The sequence below is a fragment of the Paenibacillus pseudetheri genome (genome assembly GCF_924513355.1).
Lineage (GTDB): Bacteria > Bacillota > Bacilli > Paenibacillales > Paenibacillaceae > Paenibacillus_AQ > Paenibacillus_AQ pseudetheri.
The window spans coordinates 21,227-41,894 of record NZ_CAKMAB010000016.1 but is presented as its reverse complement, the minus strand read 5'-3'; the positions used below and the strand labels follow the sequence as shown (position 1 = coordinate 41,894).

The following is a 20,668-nucleotide window of genomic DNA, read 5'->3' as shown; positions in this document are numbered from 1 at the left end:
TTAATAGGCTATTTTTAAGAACGCAGTTTGGCTGATTCTTTCAATACTTCTTGTGAATATTCGTGAATATATTCCGTTAATTCTCTAAGCTTCTCTAAGGAAGCCTCCGGGAATAAGCCATGACCTAGATTGAAGATATATCCCGGCTCTTGTACCCCTTCATCAATTAAATCTTTCGCGTGCTCCTTCAAGACATCCATCGGCGCTGTAAGTAAATATGGATCCAGGTTACCTTGAATCGCAAACTTACCACCCGTTCTACGTCGACCTTCGGACAAGCTAACACGCCAGTCCACCCCGATTACATCCGCTTGAAGCTTCGTAAGACTCGGCAGCAATTCTCCAGAGCTTACACCAGGAAAGTATATTTTCGGTACATCAAGATCAGATAATTCGGAGAAAATACGAGAAACCGTCGGTAACACATACTTTTCAAAATCGCGTGGCGCAAGGGCACCGACCCAGCTGTCGAACAATTGAAACGCTTTTCCGCCACTACGCACGTGACTGCGGAGGTAAGCGATAATCATATCGCCGAGCTTGTCCATCAGCATTTCCCAGACACGGGGTTCACTGTACATTAGCTCTTTAGTACGAATATATCCTTTGGAAGGTCTGCCTTCGATCAGATAGCTGGCAATTGTAAACGGTGCGCCTGCGAAAGTAATCAAGGGCACGTCCAGCTCCTTATCCAGAATTGCAATCGTCTCCAAAATATGTCCGAGATCGCCTTCAACATCAATGGGCTTCAGTCTCTCGACATCTGCTGCAGAGCGAATCGGATTCTCGATCACAGGGCCAATATCTTTGACGATATCAAACTTCACACCAATAGAAGCGACCGGATTCATAATGTCCGAATACAGAATGGCCGCGTCCACACCTAGCTTGCGCACAGGCATCAAGGTTACTTCAGCCGCCAACTCAGGCTGTTTACAGATTTCAAGCAATGAGTACTTTTCCTTGATTTTACGGTACTCGGGATCATAACGGCCGGCCTGCCGCATGTACCATACGGGAACGTGCTCCGTATCCTGCTTTCTGCAGGCGCGGATAAAAGTGTCGTTGTAGGTCATGATAAGATCTCCATTATATTTTATAAGATTTTTTTAAATAAACGCTTACCGTCTTAAGTAAGGACGCCGAAGGCGTTTATGCTTGATCGACATACTTACTATTATGCCCTTTTTAAAAGGTTGTAACAAGCAAAACGAAGATCGTGGAATGACAATCCTATGACATTACTATGACATGTATTGCACTTTTGAAGCTAAAAAAATGATATACTGATAAAATGTCTATTTTTCTGTGAATCATGTATTTTCTGAAATTCTTTGAAAGGAAGTGAAAGCACTTTGAAGAAATGGGAGACATGGAAGGTCAACCTCTTAGTGCTTTGGTTCGGACAATTCTTGGTAAATGCCGGAATGACGATGATTACACCGTTCCTGACCTTGTATCTTGCTAAGGATCTTGGAGTTCAGGGTGAGCATGAAATTGGGATCTGGGCGGGTCTTATTTTTGCCGCAAACTTTTTAACCTCTTTCATTTTTCAGCCACTATGGGGGAAACTTGCTGACAAATACGGACGTAAAATCATGCTCCTGCGCTCCAGCTTTGGTATGGCTATCGTTATGGTATTGATGGGCTTCGCACAATCCCCTATGCAGCTGCTCTTACTGCGACTGCTGAACGGTACAATTTCCGGCTTCAATCCCGCTTCCATCGCACTCGTTTCGGGTACTACTCCGAAAGCACGTATGGGATTTTCGATGGGGCTGATGCAGTCTGGTTCTGTTGCAGGTACCATTCTTGGACCACTTATTGGTGGTTTCCTTGCTGATTTAATCGGATTTCGTCCGATCTTTTATGTCGTTGGCGCCTTGCTCTTCATCGCCTCTCTGCTGGCATTATTTCTCGTTAAAGAGAAATTTGATCGTGCAGAAGCAGCACAAGAGCCACAGGTTTCAGTAATGGAGGGCTTAATGGAATTGATTAAAATCCCTCAGCTCCCGGCGCTGTTTGGGGTAACCTTTTTGCTGCAATTTGCAATGATCAGCCCCATGGCCTTGCTGCCACTTTATGTTGAAAAGTTAAATGGGCCCGCTGAGAATATAGCCTTTTTAGCCGGAATGGTCAGCGCAGTTACAGGGATCTCCAACATGCTGGCTTCCCCCTTGCTCGGCAAGCTGAGTGACAAAGTAGGCGCACATCGCATTCTGACCTACGCGTTGATGGGGGCCTCACTGTTCCTGATTCCGCAAGCATTCGTTACTAGCGTGTGGCAGTTAATTATTGTCCGATTCCTTATGGGGATTTTTATGGGCGGTCTATTGCCCAGCGTTAATGCACTTATCCGTTCTTATACCCCAGACGGGAAAGAAAGCCGCGCATTCGGCTTCAACGGCAGCACCTTGTCACTGGGCAACATGCTGGGAGCTATCATAGGCGGCTTTCTATCTGGTTATATTGGTATTGAGGGGCTGTTTATCATCTCGGGAAGCTTGTTGCTGTTAAACACCATATGGGTCCGGCTTAAGCTATACAAGGCTACTCCGCCACGGTTATTCCGCTAATCATTTGCTATTTCACCATAGCCAGCGCCAAGCCATCATAGGCTGGCAGACAAGTGCTGATCAGACGTTCATCGGTGGCGATCATTTCATTGAAATGCCGTACTGCCATAATGGCGGGTCCATTTCGATCTGTATTTAGCGTCCGACCGCGGAGAAAGATATTATCACCAGCAATAATCGCTCCTGGGTTAGCCAGCTTGATGGCATATTCCAAGTAGTTAGTGTAGTTCAACTTATCGGCATCTATGAAAAAGAAATCGAACTTAGCACCCTCTGCTTCAAGTAGCTTCAGGCTCTCCATAGCAGGACCGATTCTATACTCCGTAGAGTCTCCAAATCCGGCCAGTTCTAAATTACGGCGAGCAAGCTCGGCATAATCGGCCCTTAGCTCTAGTGAGGTTAGCCGACCACCCGCAGCGAAACCGCGAGATAAGCAAATCCCGCTGTAGCCGCCAAGTGCGCCAATCTCCAAAATATGCTTGGAGCGGGACAGTCTAACAAGCATAGTGAGCAGTCTTCCGTACCCCGGCTCGACAGATACCTCCGGCATACCTGCTTGGACGATGGCTTCTTTTACTTGAAGCAGAATTTCGTCCTCGGTATAAAGTTGTTCACTGTATTCTTCTTGGGTAAGCATAAAAATTCTCCTTTGATGATGCCCCGTTTTCTCGAATGAAGGGATGACGGGGAAGATTTTATGGTTTATGGAATGCCGGGCATTGTGAAGTGTCCCGCATTCCCCTATACTTGTATGGATGCTTTTCTTATGGTAATGGCTTTTCTTATTGTACTGGCTTTTTGTATTTATCTACAAGTTAAACGGAGTTGAGAGTATTTGAGCAAATTACAATTAATCGCTACTGCCCCTATGGGATTAGAAGCTGTAGTAGCACGCGAATTAAACGAACTGGGTTATGAGACCACGGTCGAGAACGGTCGTGTATTGTTCAGTGGTGATTATATCGACATCTGTCGCTGTAATTTATGGCTGCGTACATCCGACCGTGTATTAGTAAAAATGGGCCAATTCCCCGCTAAAACCTTTGATGAATTATTCGAAGGTGTTAAAGCCCTTCCCTGGGAAGACTGGATACCAGAGAATGGAGAATTTCCGGTTGAAGGACGATCCCATAAATCACAACTAACGAGTGTACCCGCTTCCCAAGGGATTGTCAAAAAAGCTATCGTCGAGAAGCTGAAGCTCTCCTATCATACGGACTGGTTCCCAGAGAACGGACCTCGATATGTGATCGAAGTGATTTTGTTAAACGATATCGCGCTTATCACGCTAGACACCACCGGACCTGCTCTTCACAAACGTGGATACCGCAGACAGGCTACAGAAGCGCCACTGAAGGAAACGATGGCCGCAGCTTTAATCCAGCTTAGCCGCTGGAATGGCCACCGTCCGCTATATGATCCATGTTGTGGTTCGGGAACATTGTTGATTGAAGCCGCGATGATCGCTTGGAACATCGCACCGGGACTACGTCGTTCCTTCCCTTCAGAACATTGGCCAGTCATTCCTAAGTATCTGTGGGAAGAAGCTCGCGAAGAAGCTTTCGATGCCGTGCGAGACGATTATCCGTTGCAGCTAACTGGCACTGATATCGATCCTGCTGCCATAGAAATTGCTGAAGCCGCCGCTAAAAGCGCCGGCCTATCCGGAGAGATTACCTTCACTGTGATGGCTGCCGCCAAAGCAAGACCCCAAGGTGAGTATGGTTGTATCATCACCAACCCGCCATATGGTGAACGGATCAGTAATGATAAAGAGGTGGAGAAGCTGACTCGCCAGTTTGGTGAAATGATGCTCTATCTACCGACTTGGTCATTCTTCGCGATTAGTCCCTATAAGGAATTCGAACAATATTACGGCCGTAAAGCAGACAAGCGTCGTAAGCTGTATAACGGACGTATTGAGTGTCAATATTATCAATACTTGGGTCCACTTCCACCTAGAAATCCGAAATAATTCGGAAGACAATTACGCCAAGCATGAACGCCTTCGGCGTCCTTATAAGGACGGTAAGCGTTTATGCGTGAAATATAAGAACGGACATCTACCTCGATTGAGGACGGTGTCCGTTTCTTCTTACATACTCATTTACAATGCTAGGAGGCTTTAATGTGTCACGAGGTCCATTTACTAGGAGCAGTTCGTCCATAACGAGCAGAATTGTCACTATTGTCCGCTCCCGCTATATCGGTTACATCCTTTTTCTTGGTATTATGCTGGCTAAGCTAATGTTTCTTCATAGCGGCCTGCATGCCCCTAATATTGATATGAACCGTCTCGACAAGCTGATTGCTCTCGGTTCAGTTATGCTGTTATCATTTTGGGTGTTATGGCTCCCCCGACGTGGACAAACCATAGCCCTGATAATCATAAACGTGCTCCTGACATTACTTATTTATTCTGATATTGTTTACTACCGTTACTTTCAGGATTTCATCACAGTTCCCGTTCTTTTTCAAGCCGGACAGATGGATGCACTTGGCGGAAGTATCTTCGCACTACTCCGTCCCTCTGATCTCTACTTGTTCGCGGATTGGCTTCTATTTCTGATTTACACCATTTGCGTAGTGTTATTCCGTCGGAACACGCCTACCTCTAATAATGGACAGCCTTCCTATCATGCTCGCACGAGTCATTCCCGTCCCTCTTCACGCTTAATGAGAGAACTAAAACGGAGCGTTAACGGGGTCATTGCATTGGTATTAGGCTGCATTCTGACCTTTGGTCCTATTCACTCTTACGCCACTACGTGGGCCAAGGGTTTATTCACTGGTAACTGGTGGAGCTTGGCGATGTATAACGTTACAGGACTCATTGGATTTCACGGTTATGATATTTACTTGTATGCCAAAGATCATTTAGGCCCGCAGCCTGAGCTTTCACAAAAGGAAGCCAGCTCCATGAAGCTCTGGTTTAATGAACTCAATGCTGAGCAAAGTGCTCTTAACGACAGCTTTGGAAAATACAGCGGAAGCAACATCGTTGTTATTCAGGCCGAAGCTTTTATGAATTTTGTAGTGGGACGTTCGATCAATGGCCAAGAGGTCACACCTAATTTGAACGCTCTAATCAAAGAGAACACCTACTTCAGCAATTACTATCATCAGACCTCACAAGGACGAACCTCCGATGCCGATTTTGCCACGAATGGTTCACTGTATCCGCTGGTCTCCGGTTCAGTATTTGTCCGTTACCCGGATCATCAATTTGACACGTTACCTGCCATTTTGAAGTCCAAGGGCTATAGCACCAATGCCTTCCATGCGTATGAAGGAAGCTTCTGGAACCGGCAGATTATGTATAAGGCGATGGGGTATGACCATTTTTATAGCAAAAAAGACTTTAAGATCGACGAGCCCCTAGGCTGGTCATTGGGAGATAAATCATTCCTGCGGCAGTCCCTAAATATTATGGATTCTTCAGAATCGATCCAGAAGCCCTTTTACTCTTTTTTGACTACACTATCTAGTCATCACCCATATTCTCTACCTGCGGCTAAGCAAGGGCTTGATGCCGGGGAGTTTAAAGGTACCATCTTCGGAGATTATTTGCAGGCTGTTCATTATACAGATGAAGCTCTAGGTGAATTGGTGAGTGATATGAAGCAGCGTGGGTTGTGGGATAACACGATCCTTGCCTTTTATGGTGATCATGATAACTCGATCCAAGATACCTCTTATTACGAACAATTTCTTGGTAAAAGCTTAAGTAAGCTCGACATGCATCAAATTATGCATCAAGTTCCATTGCTCATTCATCTGCCGGGTAATAACACCTCGGTAATTGATTCTAATCCGGCTGGTCAATTGGATCTTACCCCTTCTTTACTCCATCTGCTGGGGATCTCACAAGATCCTTATTATCTCATGGGTAATAATCTGTTCAGCGGCAAAGAGCGACTTGTAACACTGCGAACCGGGGCCTTTGCCGATGCGAACCGGTCCTATCTTCCAAGTGAAAATGGACAATTCAACAGCGGCATCTGTTATAGCCTCGACAGCCGCGAAGCCATTGACGTTGCGGGGTGCAGCACCGGGTTCGAGACAAGTAAGCAACGACTGCAAATCTCAGACGATATCATGAAATACGATGGCATCAAGATGCTCCGAAAAGAAGAATCTGCACCATAAAAGTTTCATTTTATAAACAAAAAGCCCTAAACTCCGTCATCAACACGGGTTTAGGGCTTTTTAAGTTGATGGATAAGACCTCTGCATTATTTCTGAACGGCCGGTTGCTTGATAAAAGCTTCTACCTTCTTCAACACTTCTTCCTCTGTTGGAGCACTCACATAACGACCATTAACATATACAAAGGCCCGTTTTCCACATGGACCACAGTACGACTTACAGCCGACCTTGATCTCTGCATCAGGCGCCATCTTTTGCAGTTTGGGTATGATACTCTTCAATTTCATAAAATTACATTCATCGCACACTTGTATATCGTTAGCCATGGAGCAACCCTTCTTTATGTCCCAAATTTAAGGCGAAACGTTTAGTGATCGCCGTGATTACCTTTAGACGGATTAGTAATGACAAAACCTTCTTCAGGAAGATATAAATAATCAACGACCACACCATCAAGGAGCGGTTGATTCGGATCAAGAATAACATCGATTTCTTTATCTGTCGAGACTACAACATCATTCTCATTAGGCGTGTCCAAATCCAGTCCGTAGTGAGCATGATCACCGTGAGCATGCGTAATCGCTACGCGAAGCTTCAACTCGCTGTTTCCTTCAAGTTCCATTTGTTTCTTTATCACTTTAGCCGCATTGCGGGTAATTTTGACCTTCATCTATCATCCATCTCCTAGTACTTAAATTAAATACTCAATTACCTATTTTAAAGGTAAATGATATCTAAAAGCAACTATATTAACAAATTAGATACACAATCCGAGGTAGATCTCACTTCACTGCCTTATTTTCCGGCCTGAAGTGCCGGGTATTTTCGTCCCATCCGTGACACGAACCAGCCCATAAGAAGCATCGTCACACCAATATCATCGATCGGTAAAAAAGGCATGAAATCCGGCAACACCCAATAGAGCAGCACTGGAATTGTGAATAAAAGCTTGTCCCCTATTGCGACTTTAGGGGAGATCACATATCGCCAGGAACTACTAAAGATAGTAGACCATTGTTTCAGTGACAGCAGTTTTTTCAGTTTCATAGTGGCCCTCCTCCCAAGTAAAAAGGATACAGCCGCGGATAACGTGTAGTGACGACAGCGGCCATACCCTATGGTTTATTTTACGCAAGTTTACTGTAATTGTTTCATAATTATTTCACATTGGATAGTATCGTTCCCAAAATTAGACCCGTTTCTAGCGCCATATCCTCAAAATCTGCCAGTGGTAACGGATTTTTGCCTATCCCCAGCTCTACTGTAAATCCTGGTTTGCGAAAGGTCTGGATGAACCAATCCTTATATCCAGCATCGCTGCCACTTAATTCGACTGCACGGTAGCTACTCGCAGCGGCCAACCGTGTTGCTAATTCGCGGCTTTCAGGAGGCTCGTATCCCCGGTAATTCCAGTAGATCTCTCCCCCTTGGCTATGCAAAGACACTGCAGCTTCGCCAGGCGCTTCCTCAGCCAGGGCGGCTAGAGCAGCTGCTTCAGGCTCACTAAGCGCCTCAGGACCACTGTAATCACGCGGAGAGGGCAGCATTACACCACGGCGTTCCCGTTCCTCTTCCCAATGAGCAGGGAATTGATCCCCGAGATCCACACCGCGTATATTAGCCTTCCAATGCCGGAAACTGCGCCGTCCCCCGTTCCATTTCATAAGGTCCGCATAATAAGGGTGGCCTGGCAAAACACCTTCCTGTACTAACTCCACGCCGTCAGGGTTAGCCATGGGTACAGCCCATAGGGTCCAGTTATTGTACCATTCTTCTGGACGATGACCATTCCATGCCAAACCTTTAGCATAAGCTGCAGCATACTCTTCTATGAACGACATCAGGCATGGTGAGGTCAACCATTCATTAGCATGTAGAGCCGCGTTAACATGCAGATGACGCGTTCCATTGCCTATTTTAAGCACATGAATTGGCTTGCCAAGCACACTGCTGCCAATTGGATGTGCTTGTATAAAAGGATATTGTGCTATCAGACTTCTGATATCGTTCTCAACATCAACCGGGCCATACTCTCCACGCAAGGATACAATTCGCTCCGGAATCGAAGGTGGAATGACGAGCACTTTTCCCGGTGTACAACAGCGCCCGGAGGTCACAGCTGGATTAAGCTTCTCCAAATCATCTAAACTCACATTGAATAATGAGGTTATGCGTTCAAGATCGTCCCCTTCTTGCACCGCATACCTTTTACGTGGCGAAGACGGCAGAAATAAAACCTGACCCGGATATAAATAAGACTGTCTCCCAACCCATGGATTTCCTTGAATAACATGCTCAGGGGTTAATCCATGCAGGGCGGCAATTCGGCTTACGGTATCTCCCCTGCTTGCAATATATTGTCGCATTAGGTCTCATCCTCTCGGCCTTAAATTGCTGATACGGCGGATACAAAAATAGCAGCAAACAGCACTTAACTCTATTGTATGCAAGTGCCACTACCTTGCATGAAGGAGAAATGAATCACAAGAAGAAACAACATTGTCACCCAGTTGCCCAGCAAAATAATTATTATATTTCAAGAAAATAGGCTGGGAATTATGCTTCCCAGCCTATTTTATCTTACACTCCGTAGAGTTTGTCCCTATTCAATTCAAGATTGCTCTACCTATAACGTGGATACTTGCCATACTACTGGGGTGCGTTTAATTTGTTCTCCAAGCCAGTCTCGGGCAATTCGCTGAAACATTTCAGCATCACCACTGCAGAAGAACTGATGAATTGGACTTTCATCCCCGATAGACAGCTTGCCTTTATCATATAAAATCGTGCTGATCTCACGAGCTGTCTCATCTGCGGAACTGATCAGTTTGACTCCCGGTCCCATGGTCTCTCCAATAGGCTCAACAAGAAATGGATAATGAGTGCATCCTAAAATTAAAGTATCGATGTTATTATCTTTAATGCCTTCCAATGCCTGCTCTACAATTTCATAACTTTTCTCTGAGCGGAACATGCCTTGCTCAACGAGAGGGACAAGCGCTGGGCAGGCTTGACTTACAACCTCAACAAAAGGCGACAGCTGCTTTAGTGCGTTAGTATAAGCCCCACTGCCGATGGTTCCTATTGTACCGATCACGCCGACATGTCCGCTTTTGGTCGCGCTAATTGCAGCACGGGCTCCGGGATGAATCACCCCAATGACAGGGATAGAGACCTTGGCTGAGATATAATCGAGTGCCGCTGCTGTTGCGGTATTACAAGCGATAACAATCATTTTAGGATTAAACTGGATCAAATAATCTACAATTTGTTCTGTAAACAGTGTTACTTCCTCGGTCGAACGGGGTCCGTACGGAGCTCGGGCCGTATCTCCGAAATAAATGATTTTCTCCCGCGGGAGTTGCCTCATCACTTCTTTGACAACTGTTAGCCCTCCCACACCTGAGTCTAATATTGCTATAGCTTGCTGCACGAACACACCGCTTCCTTCTACTTGTTTTGTGTAGCTTATGTAAGCCGAAAACAAAATGTACCTGACTTTCAGCCCCAATTGCAGATAATACTCCTTTTGGACTCTTAGTTCAAGCCAAGACTTGTTCCATCATTTAACAGGTCTATAAGAATGAAATAAAAAAGCCACCTTCCGCCCAATGCGAAAACGCGGCTATTAAAAGAGAATAAGTACTTTTTGACCGTAAAACCAAACACTTCATCCACTGTTTCATTATGCGATTTCGTTCTTGTCCTTGTCATCTAGCTGAGCTTCTTCAAGACTAGCTTCTTCACTGCTTACTTCTTCACTTAAAGGCGATACCTCTAACTCCGTTACCTCTTCCAAAGTGGCCGCTGCCTCTTGAATAGTTTCTTCAGTAGCAACTCCACTTACTGCTACAGTAGCAGTGTTTTCTTCTTCTACAGCATTCGAACATGATTTGCTCCATTCGCGAACCTCATGTACAACATGACCTATAGAATCCTTAGCTTTGTCATACAGCTCAACGCTCTTGTCTCCAGCCTGCACGGCAATTCCCTGTACCTTTTCAATGCCAGCAGCTGTTCCTTCCGCAATATCCTTGCGCAGCTCTTTACCTGGCTTAGGTGCAAACAGAAGCGCTGTCACTGATCCAACCACACTTCCGACTAAAGCTCCCCATAACAAACCTTTTGTGTCCTTTTTCATCGTTTCATCTCTCCTTTAAATTCATTGCTCCCCGCTCTACCGGGCTAATGCCTATATCTGCTATATCATAAGCAGCAGGAGTTTGTCTTGTGACTAATTATTACGACTTTTCAGAAGTTTTGTCTGTTACATTTTTGGGTGCAATTGCGTATCGGCAGCATTGTCCGCCTTCTGCCATACATTCACTTCGTGTAACCTTAGCATCCAGCAATTCCTCAAATAGGCTATGCTCGCATTGACAAGCTTTACGATATTGGGTAGCCACCTGGCGAATCGGGCAGTTGTATTCTCTTATGACATACGAACCATCCTCTTCACGGTTCCACTCTGCCATATATCCACCAGCGTTTTGGATCGACGATAACTCAGCTACTCGTTCTTCCAAATTCCGGCGTTCCATCATCGGTGCATACTGGGTAAGCATCCGGCGACGGCGTCCCTCAAACAATGTATTAACAGCTTCCAATCCACTGCCATAATCCAATTCACGCAGAAGCTCCAATGCCAGATTGTGATAGCTTTTTGGAAAATACTCTTCGGACTTCTCCGTTAAAGAATACATATGTAAAGGCCGCCCCATCGCTTGCCGAACCACTTTTGTCTTAGCAAGTCCCTCCTGCTCCAGCTGAAGCACATGACGACGGACACCCATCTCTGTAATTCCCAATTCTTCTGCCAGCGCGCCGATGGTCAGTGGTCCTTTGGTCTTCAGGAGCGTCATAATCAAGTGCCTTGTCGATCCATTTTCCTGCCCCATCTTCATCATAAAGGAACCCCCTCTCTTTCACGGCTACCGCCTATTTTATATGATTCTATCTTATGCTATTATAGCGTTACACCGGACCCAAGTTCCTGATCCAAATAATTCCCTACTTCAACAGCAAACTTCTCTAGCACCTCTGAAAGGATTGGTGTGAGCGGGTGTAGTGCTTCTCTTTCCCAGGCAAAATAATCCTGCACGAGCGGCTTACGAAGTGCGACAAGCTCTATCAATCGCTCGTAGATCTCACTTTTACCTAGCACTTTTTCTTCATGTATGATTGAAATGATATCCTCATAACTTCCAGCATCACGCATAATAAAACCGTCAATCAGACAACTACCAACGTCCGTAACCACCTCTATCGCCAAATGAAGGCAGCGTTCTTGTATTAGTCCGGTTAAAGTATTGCCATCCCATGAAGCTGTTACAGTCCGAAGACCCGTGGTTATATCTGGGATTTGAGCAAGAATGGTTTCGATTTGTTTGCGGTTGACATAATACACAGCTATACCCCCATGTCAAAAATAGTTAGAGAAATCTGCATTATCCCTACTTACCGCGTTTGCCGCGGCGTTTCAGCCAGAAGAACATAATGAAACATGCCGCAAGAAAAACGACCAAATAAGTTAACGCTTCCATTGGATACTCGAGCTCACGCATTCCTGTCACCGCTTCCGGTATAAAATGATGATGCTTGTTAATCAGTAGATCGCTTTAAATTACGTAATCCACAGCAATTGAAAGATCTTTAACTTCATTAATATGAGCTATAACTTCCTTGTGCGCCGGATGAACCTGGTAAGCCTGTAAGTCATCTAGAGAAGCTACCACCGTAACTAGAGCAATATCAAAGGATCGATCAGAATGAATGATATCAGCACCCACTTCAATCGAAAGGAGCTGCGGGATTTTACCTTCCATATTTCGCAGTACGGCTACCGTTGCCGCAACGCTTTCTTCGGACCGGTCCTTCAATTTAAAAAATACAATATGCTTGATCATTCTATCTCGCTCCCTGTTGTAATATTGTAATTAGATATTAAAAATATATCATAAGCGTACGCGTTCTGAAAGAAACTTAAAAAGTGATGTCAGAAATAGCAGCATTAACCATTGCCGATGTATATGAAAGTGTTGTAGTATATTTTTAAAAAATCGGAGGAATTATGCCTAGTAACCAACAAGAAACTCATAATATCCAGGCGTGGTCTCTGATCAACCGCAAATATCTTGGACAAGGCGTTCGTGTAAAAAGATTCCGCCGTCCAAAGCGTAGCCAGATTAGAAACCGTGTGTTACTTGCTGTATTGATGGCTAAGGATATCAAACTTTCACGACTCGCAGAAGATCTTGGTATTTCCTCTCGCAGCGTAAGCGCCTGGGTATACGAAGGTCGTATCCCTTCCAACAATAACATTGACAGGACCTGCCGCCTACTCGGGTACCCGCCCCACATTTTGTTCAATGAAGCACTGATTCGTCAGAGTCCAATTGTATGTCAACCAACTCCTTCACGTTTTATGAAAAGAAGTATTACCAGTTCGCCTCGCAGCAATGTGATTCTAACCGGCCTCTGTATGGTTTACGATTTCTCCGTAACCGATGTAAGTATTTGGATAGGCGTTCATCCCGGAACGTTTCGAAAATGGTTGCACAGCAGCCATCTGCCTACCCCTGCTCTGCAGGAAAAAGCCGAAGCCTTCTTCCGGATTCCACGACATATTCTATTTGCAGACTGCGGAACGCTCTAATGTGATCCTATCGCTTAATAAGTCCAAGGCCAGCCCTTCTTCCTAAATTAGGAGAAGGGTTTTTTTCCATATTTTTTTCTTGAAAAAAGGTCATACTACTGTTTAGGTACATTGTTCAATACTAAAGAACGGAACAGGAGGCGTAAGATGAGACTTGACGGAATACTATCTGAAGGCTACACCGATACTTGGGACGTGGCCCCCGGTGTCATCGGACTACGAACCATGTTCGTAAATTGCGCTTTCATCGGCCAGCCCAATTCGGACTGGATCATTGTAGATACGGGACTTAGCTCTTACACAAATAGAATTATAGAATTTGCTAAGGAGAAGTATGAGAAGCCTCCGGTGGCAATTATCCTGACTCATGGGCATTTTGACCATATCGGGGGTGTGAAAAAGCTTATTGAGGAATGGAATGTACCCGTGTATGCTCATCCATTAGAGCTTCCTTATCTAACAGGTAAAGCAGATTATCCTCCAGCCGATCCGGCCGTAGGCGGCGGGCTGATGAGTATGGTGTCCTCATTATTTTCACATCATGGCATCGACCTTGGATCAGCCATACATCCATTACCCGAAGACAGAACCGTCCCCGGAGCAAAGGGCTGGAAATGGATCCATACGCCTGGACATAGTCCCGGACATATTTCCTTATTCAGAGCAGAGGATAAGGTGCTGATTGCTGGTGACACTTTTCTTACAGTCAAACAAGAGTCCGTATTTGCAGTGGCTTCACAGCATCATGTGGTGCACGGTCCACCTTCTTATTTCACGACGGACTGGGAAGACGCGGAAAAGTCGGTCCGCACACTTGCATTGCTAGATCCTCATATCGTTCTCTCTGGACACGGGGTGCCTATGGAGGGTGAAAAATTATCTACTCAGCTTGCTCATTTGTGCAAGAATTTCAAAGAAATGGCGTTGCCGGGTCAAGGTAAGTTCGTGTGATTTCCTTGCGGGGTCCCATTTTGCTGAAATAGCCAATATGCCCCCGCATCATTCAAGACTACACTCTATACCAATATTGATATATCTCCTTAAATCCGAGCTTGTCGTACAAAGCCGAAGCTCCAGTATTAGCTTGTACAACCTGCAAAAAAGCGGTTGTTGCACCCTGCATCTTGCCCCAGTGTAGCAATGCAAGCAGCAGTTGTTCCGCCATACCTTGTCTACGCTGATCGGAAGCAGTGATAATATCAAAGAGACCTATGTAGCCGTTCTGAATAATACCCAGACCACAAGCGGTAGGAACGCCATTGTTAAACAACAGAATATAACCCTGCTGCAAAAGAGAAGCGGATAACATTCTAATTAAGGTGCTCCGATTATCAATTGAGAGCGCAGAAAGCTTTGTAAATGCATTTAACCACTCTTCAGTCAAGCTCTCCTGAACTTGTATCTCATATCGAAGATCAGGAGCAGCTAATCCCTCCAGTTCTACTAGCCTTACAGATGATAGCTCGACAACTGTGTAACCACGCTCCGCTAGCGCCTCATCCAGGTTCGCAGGTTGGATATACGGCGTTATTTTAAATACTGGCTTTAGTCCAGCATCCTTATAGTACTGCTCAGCAAGCTTAATTTGGTTTGTAAGATCCGCAAGAGAGCTTTCTTCTCCATATAACGGATTGACCGAATTGGCCCTTTTCGTATATCCTGCTGCTGTGCGCAGAACCCAGCCATTCAGGAGAACACTCTGCTCCGCTGGCCAAGTATTAAGTGTGATTTCTTCAATCGCTTTATACAAGTTATCTCCTCCTTATTAGCCATGTTCCCGCTTATTACGCATCGCTGGCAGCAGCTTCACTGCTTCATCAGCATACGAAGTATAATAGTCATATTCGGGAGACTCCTTACCATAAATGGCTATTTTCCCCTCATGGTTGTAATGGACACCCCAGCCGAATCTCTTCGGAAGTAGAGAGGCTCGCAGGCATGGATGGTTTCTAGAGAATAGCTCCTTCCATATTTCTTCCCTCCGGGTCACACGATCTTCTAGCGGAATTTGTTTATGGCGTACATGAACTTCATACAGAAGCTCTTCATGATTGTATTTGTAGGGCTCATTAATAAGCAGCTCATATTGAATTACATGCGCAGGCGGGAGTGTACGACAAGACATCGGCGGGATTCCCGTTTCCTCAGGACAATCCTCTGCTACACGTATGAATGTGTTTGTATAACTCATGGGCATCACCTCTATTTTTAATTGAAATATATCCCTTCTATGATAATTCATAGTCACTATAATTGCACAGCAAAAATCCGGAACCTCAACCTCCTGGATTCCGGATTCCCACCTGCTATTTCATCTAAATTTCTATTCCTCAGCCGCTGCTGCAAGGAGTTCCTCAACAGGCCACGGAAGCGGATTATTAAACGTTGTCCAATCCTGCTTCAACTCATCTTTTGTCAACAAACATCGATCCAATCTAGCTTCGATCTGTGCTGGGTCCATACTAACACCGATAAACACGATTTCATTCATTCGATCGCCCCACTGATTATCCCATTTAACCTTCATTTCAGGTTCGCTTTCCAATACCTCTTGCTGCTGATCCTCAGGCATTGTAGCTAGCCAGTAGCCGGCAGGTCCGAACTGAATCGAGGGCCCAGCCTGGCTGATACTCGCTGCAAGATCACCCTCTGCGGCAACCCATACAATTCCTTTCGCTCTGACAACTTCCTCTGGCCAATGACTAAAGAAAAGGCTTAACCTTTGCGGATGAAAGGGTGTCCTCCGGCGATAGACAAAAGAAGATATTCCGTATTCCTCCGTCTCAGGCGTATGCGACTCCTTATTCAGCTCCGTGATCCAACCGGAGGACAAGCTTGTTTTTTCAAAATCAAACAATCCAGTATTAAGAATCTCCTTCGGATCTACCACTCCGTTAACCGTACGGATCAGCTTGGCGGTCGGCTGAAGTTTACGAAGCACAGCTTCAAGCTTGTTAAGCTCTTCTTCTTCCAGCAGATCACACTTATTAAGCAATAACACATCACAAGTTTCAATCTGATCTATGAGCAAATCCACTATATCGCGAAAATCATCTTCGCCAGCCGTTTGACTACGATCCATCAGACTATCGCCAGAAGAGAAGTCATGCCAGAATCGGCCCGCATCCACAACGGTAACCATCGTGTCTAATTGAGCAAGAGAAGTTAAATCGATATCCAGCTCGGGGTTCGCATAAGTAAAGGTCTGTGCCACCGGCACAGGCTCGCTAATGCCAGAAGATTCAATGAGAATATAATCAAACCGACCTTCAGCAACCAGCTTTTGTACTTCGACAATCAAATCGTCGCGGAGTGTACAGCAGATACAACCGTTAGACATTTCTACTAATTTCTCTTCCGTTCTGGAAAGTACATTACCAGACTTCACCAGATTGGCGTCTACATTCACTTCACTCATATCGTTAACGATAACAGCAACTTTCAAGCCTTCACGGTTGTGCAAGACATGATTTAGCAGTGTTGTTTTTCCAGAGCCTAAGTAGCCACTTAGCACCGTAACGGGGATTTTTTTCATTCCGATCACTCCTATCATTGATTAACATATATGTTTGGCACCTATAGCTCCTACCGTGTTTCGCGATGTAATGTAACTCTTTTCAGACGCGGACAATATTTCTTCATTTCCATACGTTCTGGGTGATTTCGCTTATTCTTGGTAGTGGTATAGTTGCGATCTCCTGTCTCCGTGCATGCCAAAGTAATGATTACTCTCATTGTTCCATCTCCTTTTTTAAATCGTAATAATTACGATTAACATATCGTACACGTTTTATTCACAATCTGTCAACTATGATCTTGTAAAAATTCCAACTCTCTTAACTTTGTGGTCTTTCTTGCGGACAAATCACGTATAGATGGAAATATAAAAATATGATTCTTGTATTTCCAAGAGAATCAGGCAGGAGTGGAGATCATGAAGATACCAGTAATTATTTTGAGCGGGTTTCTGGGGAGCGGGAAGACAACTCTGCTATTGTCCCTGCTGAAAGAGAGCAAGGTAAGAGGTCTGAATCCTGGCGTAGTCATGAATGAGCTGGGTAAGAGAGATGTCGACGGGTATATTCTGCAAGAGCACACGGGTACAACCGTTACTAAGCTGCTGGATGGATGCGTATGCTGTAGCCGTAAAGAGGATCTGGCAGATAGCCTGCTGGTGCTGCTGAGAGGGCGCCCCGATGCTATTTATATCGAGCTTACGGGCGTCGCGAATCCAGAAGAAATTTCCAAAACACTTCAAGAAACCGCTCTACAGGAAAAGGTCGAATTGCATTTTACGATTACCTTATTGGATGCAGAAAACGCCTTGGAATATAACAGCAGACTCTCCTCTGACAAACAACTGGTTCGAACTCTTCGCAAGCAGTTGTCCACCGCCGATCTCATTGTCGTTAATAAGAGCGATCTTGTGGAACCCGAAACCTTATGGCGAATTGAAAAGGGTGTCCGAAAGCAAAATTCAGAGGCTGAAATCGTATATACCCATTACAGCGAGATCAACCTTTCTCCGATATTGTCAGGAATCATCCCACGTAAAATCATCGCTCCTGCGCCACAACGAGCACCTCAAACCTTTAAAGGCGCAACACTTAAGCAAATGAATTCAGAACAGGGAGCTACAGCTGTAAAAGATCGGCAAGAGGAGCCCCATGCTTCTTTTTCCCAAGTGACCGCCATCACGTTAACCATCCCGCAAGCGGGGACTGCAATGCCTTCCAAAGAACGGATAGAGGCTTTCTTTCAAGAATGGGGTGACAACCTGCTCCGTGCCAAAGGGCATATCCTTTTGTCCGAACAGGAACCGGTTCAACTCGTCCAATATGCGGGAATGCGTACGAGCTGGGAGGCGTCACGTTACCCCGGAATGCCTTATGTAGTATTCATAGGGATAAATTTAGATGAGGAGCTGCTGGCAGATCAGTGGAACGCCTTATTCGCACCTTGACTACCCTATCTCCATTAAAAATACTGCCGCTGCTTCTACCCGTCTCATTCCTGATTATCGTTGGTTTTATATGGGTGCCAAATCAACTAGAGCCACTGGATAACGCGTACATTGACACGTTCAAAACCGGCTTTATCGGGATTTTGCTGGAAGCCTTGCCGTTTGTATTAGCAGGAGCTTTATTATCCTCGCTGCTTCGAGTCTTTATCCCAGATGAAATGATCTCCCGCTGGATTCCACGGCAGGCGCTTCCGGCCATTTTATTCGCTTGCTTGCTCGGAATTATTTTTCCGGTATGCGAATGTGGAATGATCCCTCTCGTCCGCCGACTAATCCATAAGGGGATGCCTGTCTACGTGGCGATCGTGTTTATTTTATCCGGACCCATCCTAAATCCAGTCGTCTATGGAGCAACACTGACTGCATTTCGCAACCACTCGGAACTGGCCTATGCCCGGATGGGTCTAGCCTTTGCTGTCGCCTGTATTATAGGTTTGATTATCTATGCAACAGTGAAAAAGTCCCCGATACGCCTAAGCGTTCAGCGTGAAACCGATAACACTCATCATAATAATTCTCGCGGAGGAAAGTTAGCCGCCATCTTCGTGCATACCTCGGATGAGTTTTTTGAGATGGGAAAATATTTAATCATCGGCTGCCTATTGACCGCTGGCATTCAGACGTTTATGGTTCAGGACAGTCTGGCTGCGATCGGAGATAAGCCGCTCGGGTCTTATTTTTTCATGATGGGACTGGCATTTGTGCTTTCGCTTTGTTCCACCTCAGATGCCTTTGTAGCTTCCACCTTTGTGCATTCTTTTCCAGCAGGAGCCCTGCTCGCTTTTATGGTGTTTGGGCCGATGCTGGATTTCAAAAATTCATTGATGTTACTCTCGCTGTTTAAGACCAAATTTGCTCTTTATTTGTTCTTTCTTATCTTTTCGAGCGTATTCATCGGAGCCGTACTCATGTCCATATGGCTGTAATCATAGAGGTGGCAAGCAGATGCTTGCCGCATTGTTAGGAGGAAGCACATGAATGACTCTCGAAGCATCCGATTTCACTATTTGTTAAGGGCGGTCATTCTGCTCGCCTTCGCTCTCTATATTGGGCATTTAGTGCAGCAGGACGCTTTGCATTATTATGTAGCGCCCAAGCTAGCACGCTGGGTTCAGTTATGTCCGATTCCTCTGACACTTATGGCGCTTAGCTTGGCCATTCAAGCCTTATTTGGTAAGGGAAGCGTGCTATGTGACTGCGAGCATCGCCTCCCATATTCCATATTTAAAAGCACAGCGCTCTATGGATTATTCCTGTTTCCACTACTGCTTGGATTTGCACTTCCTGATCGTGCCTTGGGAAGTATGGCCGCTAGTAAAAAGGGGATTTCGTTCTCCTCATTACCATCAGAGACTACCAACGCTGTTAGATTCGAATCGATTGATCCTTATCATGAGGAGCTCACCAAGCTTGCTAAGATTCTATATTCGCAGCCTACTATCCCTGTGTATTCTGATATTTTTTCTGAAACATTAGGTGCTATTGACATGTATAAACAACAATTTGAAGGGAAAGAAATTTCCGTTTCCGGTTTTCTATATCGCGATGACAGTGAAACACCAGAGAATGCTTTTGCCATTGGCAGATTTCTAGTTCAATGCTGTACCGCCGATGCTACTCCGTTTGGAATGTTGGTTGATTCCGGCAAATTAAAAAGCTTGCCCACCGATACCTGGATAGAGGTTCGGGGCAAGCTTCAAGTTGTACAATACAAGGGCCAAGAAATGATGCAAATACGCGCAGAAGCAATTACACCTATCGCGCAACCAACAACACCCTACATTTACACGAGTGCTGACTCCATAACCGCATGGAAAGCTTTGCAGAATACGGCCAACCCTACTAAATAATTGCGTCCAGCTCATCCTCGTCATTCACAGATCGGTTAGGGTTAAATACTTCAACCATAATACGAGTGGGTATACAGATGATTTGCTGCTTTGGCCTAGAAACAAACCCCATTTCCAAAGCGATTCGCAAAGGAGCGTCAGAATATGTCATTTGGATCCCGTAATCAAATACCTTTAAGGTATTGTGACCAAACTTCGTTTGAATATCTATAATTTGCTCTTCTTTAGTCAAAGAAACAGTCTTATATTCCTTACCATCGATCGTAATTATAGCTTTCAAATCTCCTTGTTGATACTGTTCATTATGGGTGTCCCACCACTTGATTCCGTAAATCAATCCAGCTGCGAATAGCGCTAAAAAAATGATTACATAATCGCCATGCTTCATCTTTAACAAGGTATGGATCCTTTCACC

At 45.2% G+C, this 20,668-nt stretch carries 24 protein-coding genes; 8 read left to right on the top strand and 16 right to left on the bottom strand.

Annotated features, from left to right (window positions below):
* Positions 1 to 14 precede the first annotated feature (14 nt).
* Entirely contained in the window at positions 15 to 1,076 is a 1,062-nt protein-coding gene (gene hemE / locus L1028_RS16045; protein WP_234535500.1) for a uroporphyrinogen decarboxylase, read from the bottom strand.
* Between the two features lie 279 nt (positions 1,077 to 1,355).
* On the opposite strand from hemE, the gene L1028_RS16040 reads away from it, so the two are divergent.
* On the top strand, positions 1,356 to 2,576 hold the full coding sequence (locus tag L1028_RS16040) for an MFS transporter (protein WP_234535498.1): 1,221 nt from the start codon (positions 1,356 to 1,358) through the stop codon (positions 2,574 to 2,576).
* Between the two features lie 7 nt (positions 2,577 to 2,583).
* Here the strand turns inward: L1028_RS16040 and L1028_RS16035 are convergent, their stop codons facing one another.
* Positions 2,584 to 3,213: an O-methyltransferase gene (locus tag L1028_RS16035; protein ID WP_234535496.1), complete on the bottom strand. Its 630-nt coding sequence runs from the start codon at positions 3,211 to 3,213 to the stop codon at positions 2,584 to 2,586.
* A gap of 198 nt (positions 3,214 to 3,411) precedes the next feature.
* Between L1028_RS16035 and L1028_RS16030 the strand changes: the two genes are divergently transcribed.
* Entirely contained in the window at positions 3,412 to 4,551 is a 1,140-nt protein-coding gene (locus L1028_RS16030; protein WP_076283187.1) for a THUMP domain-containing class I SAM-dependent RNA methyltransferase, read from the top strand.
* A 137-nt stretch (positions 4,552 to 4,688) separates the two neighbouring features.
* Entirely contained in the window at positions 4,689 to 6,725 is a 2,037-nt protein-coding gene (locus L1028_RS16025; protein WP_480248027.1) for an LTA synthase family protein, read from the top strand.
* 86 nt (positions 6,726 to 6,811) lie between these two features.
* On the opposite strand, the gene L1028_RS16020 is transcribed toward L1028_RS16025, so the two are convergent.
* From L1028_RS16020 to L1028_RS15980, 9 genes are all read right to left on the bottom strand, one after another.
* On the bottom strand, positions 6,812 to 7,051 hold the full coding sequence (locus tag L1028_RS16020; RefSeq protein WP_042126265.1) for a YuzB family protein: 240 nt from the start codon (positions 7,049 to 7,051) through the stop codon (positions 6,812 to 6,814).
* A 41-nt stretch (positions 7,052 to 7,092) separates the two neighbouring features.
* Entirely contained in the window at positions 7,093 to 7,395 is a 303-nt protein-coding gene (locus tag L1028_RS16015) for a HesB/IscA family protein (RefSeq protein ID WP_042126263.1), read from the bottom strand.
* A gap of 125 nt (positions 7,396 to 7,520) precedes the next feature.
* On the bottom strand, positions 7,521 to 7,772 hold the full coding sequence (locus tag L1028_RS16010) for a hypothetical protein (RefSeq protein WP_076283188.1): 252 nt from the start codon (positions 7,770 to 7,772) through the stop codon (positions 7,521 to 7,523).
* A gap of 110 nt (positions 7,773 to 7,882) precedes the next feature.
* Entirely contained in the window at positions 7,883 to 9,091 is a 1,209-nt protein-coding gene (locus L1028_RS16005; RefSeq protein ID WP_234535492.1) for a M14 family metallopeptidase, read from the bottom strand.
* 260 nt (positions 9,092 to 9,351) lie between these two features.
* A complete protein-coding gene (gene racE / locus L1028_RS16000; protein ID WP_042193608.1) occupies positions 9,352 to 10,158 on the bottom strand; it encodes a glutamate racemase in 807 nt (268 codons plus the stop codon).
* 252 nt (positions 10,159 to 10,410) lie between these two features.
* Complete coding sequence (locus tag L1028_RS15995; protein WP_234535490.1) at positions 10,411 to 10,866, bottom strand: YtxH domain-containing protein; 456 nt, start codon at positions 10,864 to 10,866, stop codon at positions 10,411 to 10,413.
* 100 nt (positions 10,867 to 10,966) lie between these two features.
* Entirely contained in the window at positions 10,967 to 11,632 is a 666-nt protein-coding gene (locus L1028_RS15990; RefSeq protein WP_234535489.1) for a helix-turn-helix transcriptional regulator, read from the bottom strand.
* 59 nt (positions 11,633 to 11,691) lie between these two features.
* Positions 11,692 to 12,132 (bottom strand): DUF86 domain-containing protein, encoded by a 441-nt coding sequence (locus L1028_RS15985; RefSeq protein WP_042186787.1) that lies wholly within the window; start codon positions 12,130 to 12,132, stop codon positions 11,692 to 11,694.
* A gap of 211 nt (positions 12,133 to 12,343) precedes the next feature.
* Entirely contained in the window at positions 12,344 to 12,631 is a 288-nt protein-coding gene (locus L1028_RS15980; protein ID WP_234535487.1) for a Dabb family protein, read from the bottom strand.
* 164 nt (positions 12,632 to 12,795) lie between these two features.
* On the opposite strand from L1028_RS15980, the gene L1028_RS15975 reads away from it, so the two are divergent.
* A complete protein-coding gene (locus L1028_RS15975; RefSeq protein ID WP_234535484.1) occupies positions 12,796 to 13,380 on the top strand; it encodes a helix-turn-helix domain-containing protein in 585 nt (194 codons plus the stop codon).
* A 147-nt stretch (positions 13,381 to 13,527) separates the two neighbouring features.
* Positions 13,528 to 14,331: an MBL fold metallo-hydrolase gene (locus L1028_RS15970; protein ID WP_234535482.1), complete on the top strand. Its 804-nt coding sequence runs from the start codon at positions 13,528 to 13,530 to the stop codon at positions 14,329 to 14,331.
* Positions 14,332 to 14,389: 58 nt separating this feature from the next.
* Here the strand turns inward: L1028_RS15970 and L1028_RS15965 are convergent, their stop codons facing one another.
* The 4 genes from L1028_RS15965 to rpmG all read right to left on the bottom strand — a co-directional run bounded on the left by L1028_RS15965 (position 14,390) and on the right by rpmG (position 17,115).
* The gene (locus tag L1028_RS15965) at positions 14,390 to 15,130 is read right to left on the bottom strand and encodes a GNAT family N-acetyltransferase (RefSeq protein ID WP_234535479.1); all 741 of its coding nucleotides are present in this window, start codon (positions 15,128 to 15,130) and stop codon (positions 14,390 to 14,392) included.
* 15 nt (positions 15,131 to 15,145) lie between these two features.
* Positions 15,146 to 15,571, bottom strand: a complete 426-nt coding sequence (locus L1028_RS15960; RefSeq protein ID WP_234535477.1) for a DUF6157 family protein — start codon at positions 15,569 to 15,571, stop codon at positions 15,146 to 15,148.
* A gap of 132 nt (positions 15,572 to 15,703) precedes the next feature.
* On the bottom strand, positions 15,704 to 16,915 hold the full coding sequence (locus tag L1028_RS15955; RefSeq protein ID WP_234535475.1) for a GTP-binding protein: 1,212 nt from the start codon (positions 16,913 to 16,915) through the stop codon (positions 15,704 to 15,706).
* A 50-nt stretch (positions 16,916 to 16,965) separates the two neighbouring features.
* On the bottom strand, positions 16,966 to 17,115 hold the full coding sequence (gene rpmG / locus L1028_RS15950) for a 50S ribosomal protein L33 (RefSeq protein ID WP_076283195.1): 150 nt from the start codon (positions 17,113 to 17,115) through the stop codon (positions 16,966 to 16,968).
* 199 nt (positions 17,116 to 17,314) lie between these two features.
* On the opposite strand from rpmG, the gene L1028_RS15945 reads away from it, so the two are divergent.
* Genes L1028_RS15945 through L1028_RS15935 form a run of 3 tightly spaced genes read left to right on the top strand, consistent with a single transcriptional unit; the run spans position 17,315 to position 20,253 of the window.
* Positions 17,315 to 18,343 carry a CobW family GTP-binding protein gene (locus L1028_RS15945; protein ID WP_234535473.1) on the top strand — a complete coding sequence of 343 codons (1,029 nt, stop codon included), beginning with the start codon at positions 17,315 to 17,317 and terminating at the stop codon, positions 18,341 to 18,343.
* Positions 18,319 to 19,329: a permease gene (locus L1028_RS15940; RefSeq protein ID WP_234535471.1), complete on the top strand. Its 1,011-nt coding sequence runs from the start codon at positions 18,319 to 18,321 to the stop codon at positions 19,327 to 19,329. Before L1028_RS15945 ends, L1028_RS15940 begins: the two co-directional genes overlap by 25 nt.
* Before the next feature lie 48 nt (positions 19,330 to 19,377).
* Positions 19,378 to 20,253, top strand: coding sequence for a TIGR03943 family putative permease subunit (locus tag L1028_RS15935; RefSeq protein WP_234535469.1), 876 nt, complete (start codon positions 19,378 to 19,380; stop codon positions 20,251 to 20,253).
* On the opposite strand, the gene L1028_RS15930 is transcribed toward L1028_RS15935, so the two are convergent.
* On the bottom strand, positions 20,246 to 20,641 hold the full coding sequence (locus tag L1028_RS15930; protein WP_234535467.1) for a NusG domain II-containing protein: 396 nt from the start codon (positions 20,639 to 20,641) through the stop codon (positions 20,246 to 20,248). The two genes, L1028_RS15935 and L1028_RS15930, sit on opposite strands and share 8 nt — an antisense overlap.
* Between the last annotated feature and the right edge of the window lie 27 nt (positions 20,642 to 20,668).

Excerpts from the sequence above, each read along its gene's own strand:
- L1028_RS15975 (WP_234535484.1), top strand. The coding sequence starts at position 12,796 with ATGCCTAGTAACCAACAAGAAACTCATAATATCCAGGCGTGGTCTCTG.
- L1028_RS15960 (WP_234535477.1), bottom strand. The coding sequence starts at position 15,571 with ATGAGTTATACAAACACATTCATACGTGTAGCAGAGGATTGTCCTGAG.
- L1028_RS16035 (WP_234535496.1), bottom strand. The coding sequence starts at position 3,213 with ATGCTTACCCAAGAAGAATACAGTGAACAACTTTATACCGAGGACGAA.
- L1028_RS15955 (WP_234535475.1), bottom strand. The coding sequence starts at position 16,915 with ATGAAAAAAATCCCCGTTACGGTGCTAAGTGGCTACTTAGGCTCTGGA.
- L1028_RS15930 (WP_234535467.1), bottom strand. The coding sequence starts at position 20,641 with ATGAAGCATGGCGATTATGTAATCATTTTTTTAGCGCTATTCGCAGCT.
- L1028_RS15935 (WP_234535469.1), top strand. The coding sequence starts at position 19,378 with ATGAATGACTCTCGAAGCATCCGATTTCACTATTTGTTAAGGGCGGTC.
- L1028_RS15995 (WP_234535490.1), bottom strand. The coding sequence starts at position 10,866 with ATGAAAAAGGACACAAAAGGTTTGTTATGGGGAGCTTTAGTCGGAAGT.
- L1028_RS16015 (WP_042126263.1), bottom strand. The coding sequence starts at position 7,395 with ATGAAGGTCAAAATTACCCGCAATGCGGCTAAAGTGATAAAGAAACAA.
- L1028_RS15970 (WP_234535482.1), top strand. The coding sequence starts at position 13,528 with ATGAGACTTGACGGAATACTATCTGAAGGCTACACCGATACTTGGGAC.
- L1028_RS15945 (WP_234535473.1), top strand. The coding sequence starts at position 17,315 with ATGAAGATACCAGTAATTATTTTGAGCGGGTTTCTGGGGAGCGGGAAG.
- L1028_RS15980 (WP_234535487.1), bottom strand. The coding sequence starts at position 12,631 with ATGATCAAGCATATTGTATTTTTTAAATTGAAGGACCGGTCCGAAGAA.
- L1028_RS16020 (WP_042126265.1), bottom strand. The coding sequence starts at position 7,051 with ATGGCTAACGATATACAAGTGTGCGATGAATGTAATTTTATGAAATTG.
- rpmG (WP_076283195.1), bottom strand. The coding sequence starts at position 17,115 with ATGAGAGTAATCATTACTTTGGCATGCACGGAGACAGGAGATCGCAAC.
- L1028_RS16025 (WP_480248027.1), top strand. The coding sequence starts at position 4,689 with ATGCTAGGAGGCTTTAATGTGTCACGAGGTCCATTTACTAGGAGCAGT.
- L1028_RS16010 (WP_076283188.1), bottom strand. The coding sequence starts at position 7,772 with ATGAAACTGAAAAAACTGCTGTCACTGAAACAATGGTCTACTATCTTT.
- L1028_RS16005 (WP_234535492.1), bottom strand. The coding sequence starts at position 9,091 with ATGCGACAATATATTGCAAGCAGGGGAGATACCGTAAGCCGAATTGCC.
- hemE (WP_234535500.1), bottom strand. The coding sequence starts at position 1,076 with ATGACCTACAACGACACTTTTATCCGCGCCTGCAGAAAGCAGGATACG.
- L1028_RS15990 (WP_234535489.1), bottom strand. The coding sequence starts at position 11,632 with ATGATGAAGATGGGGCAGGAAAATGGATCGACAAGGCACTTGATTATG.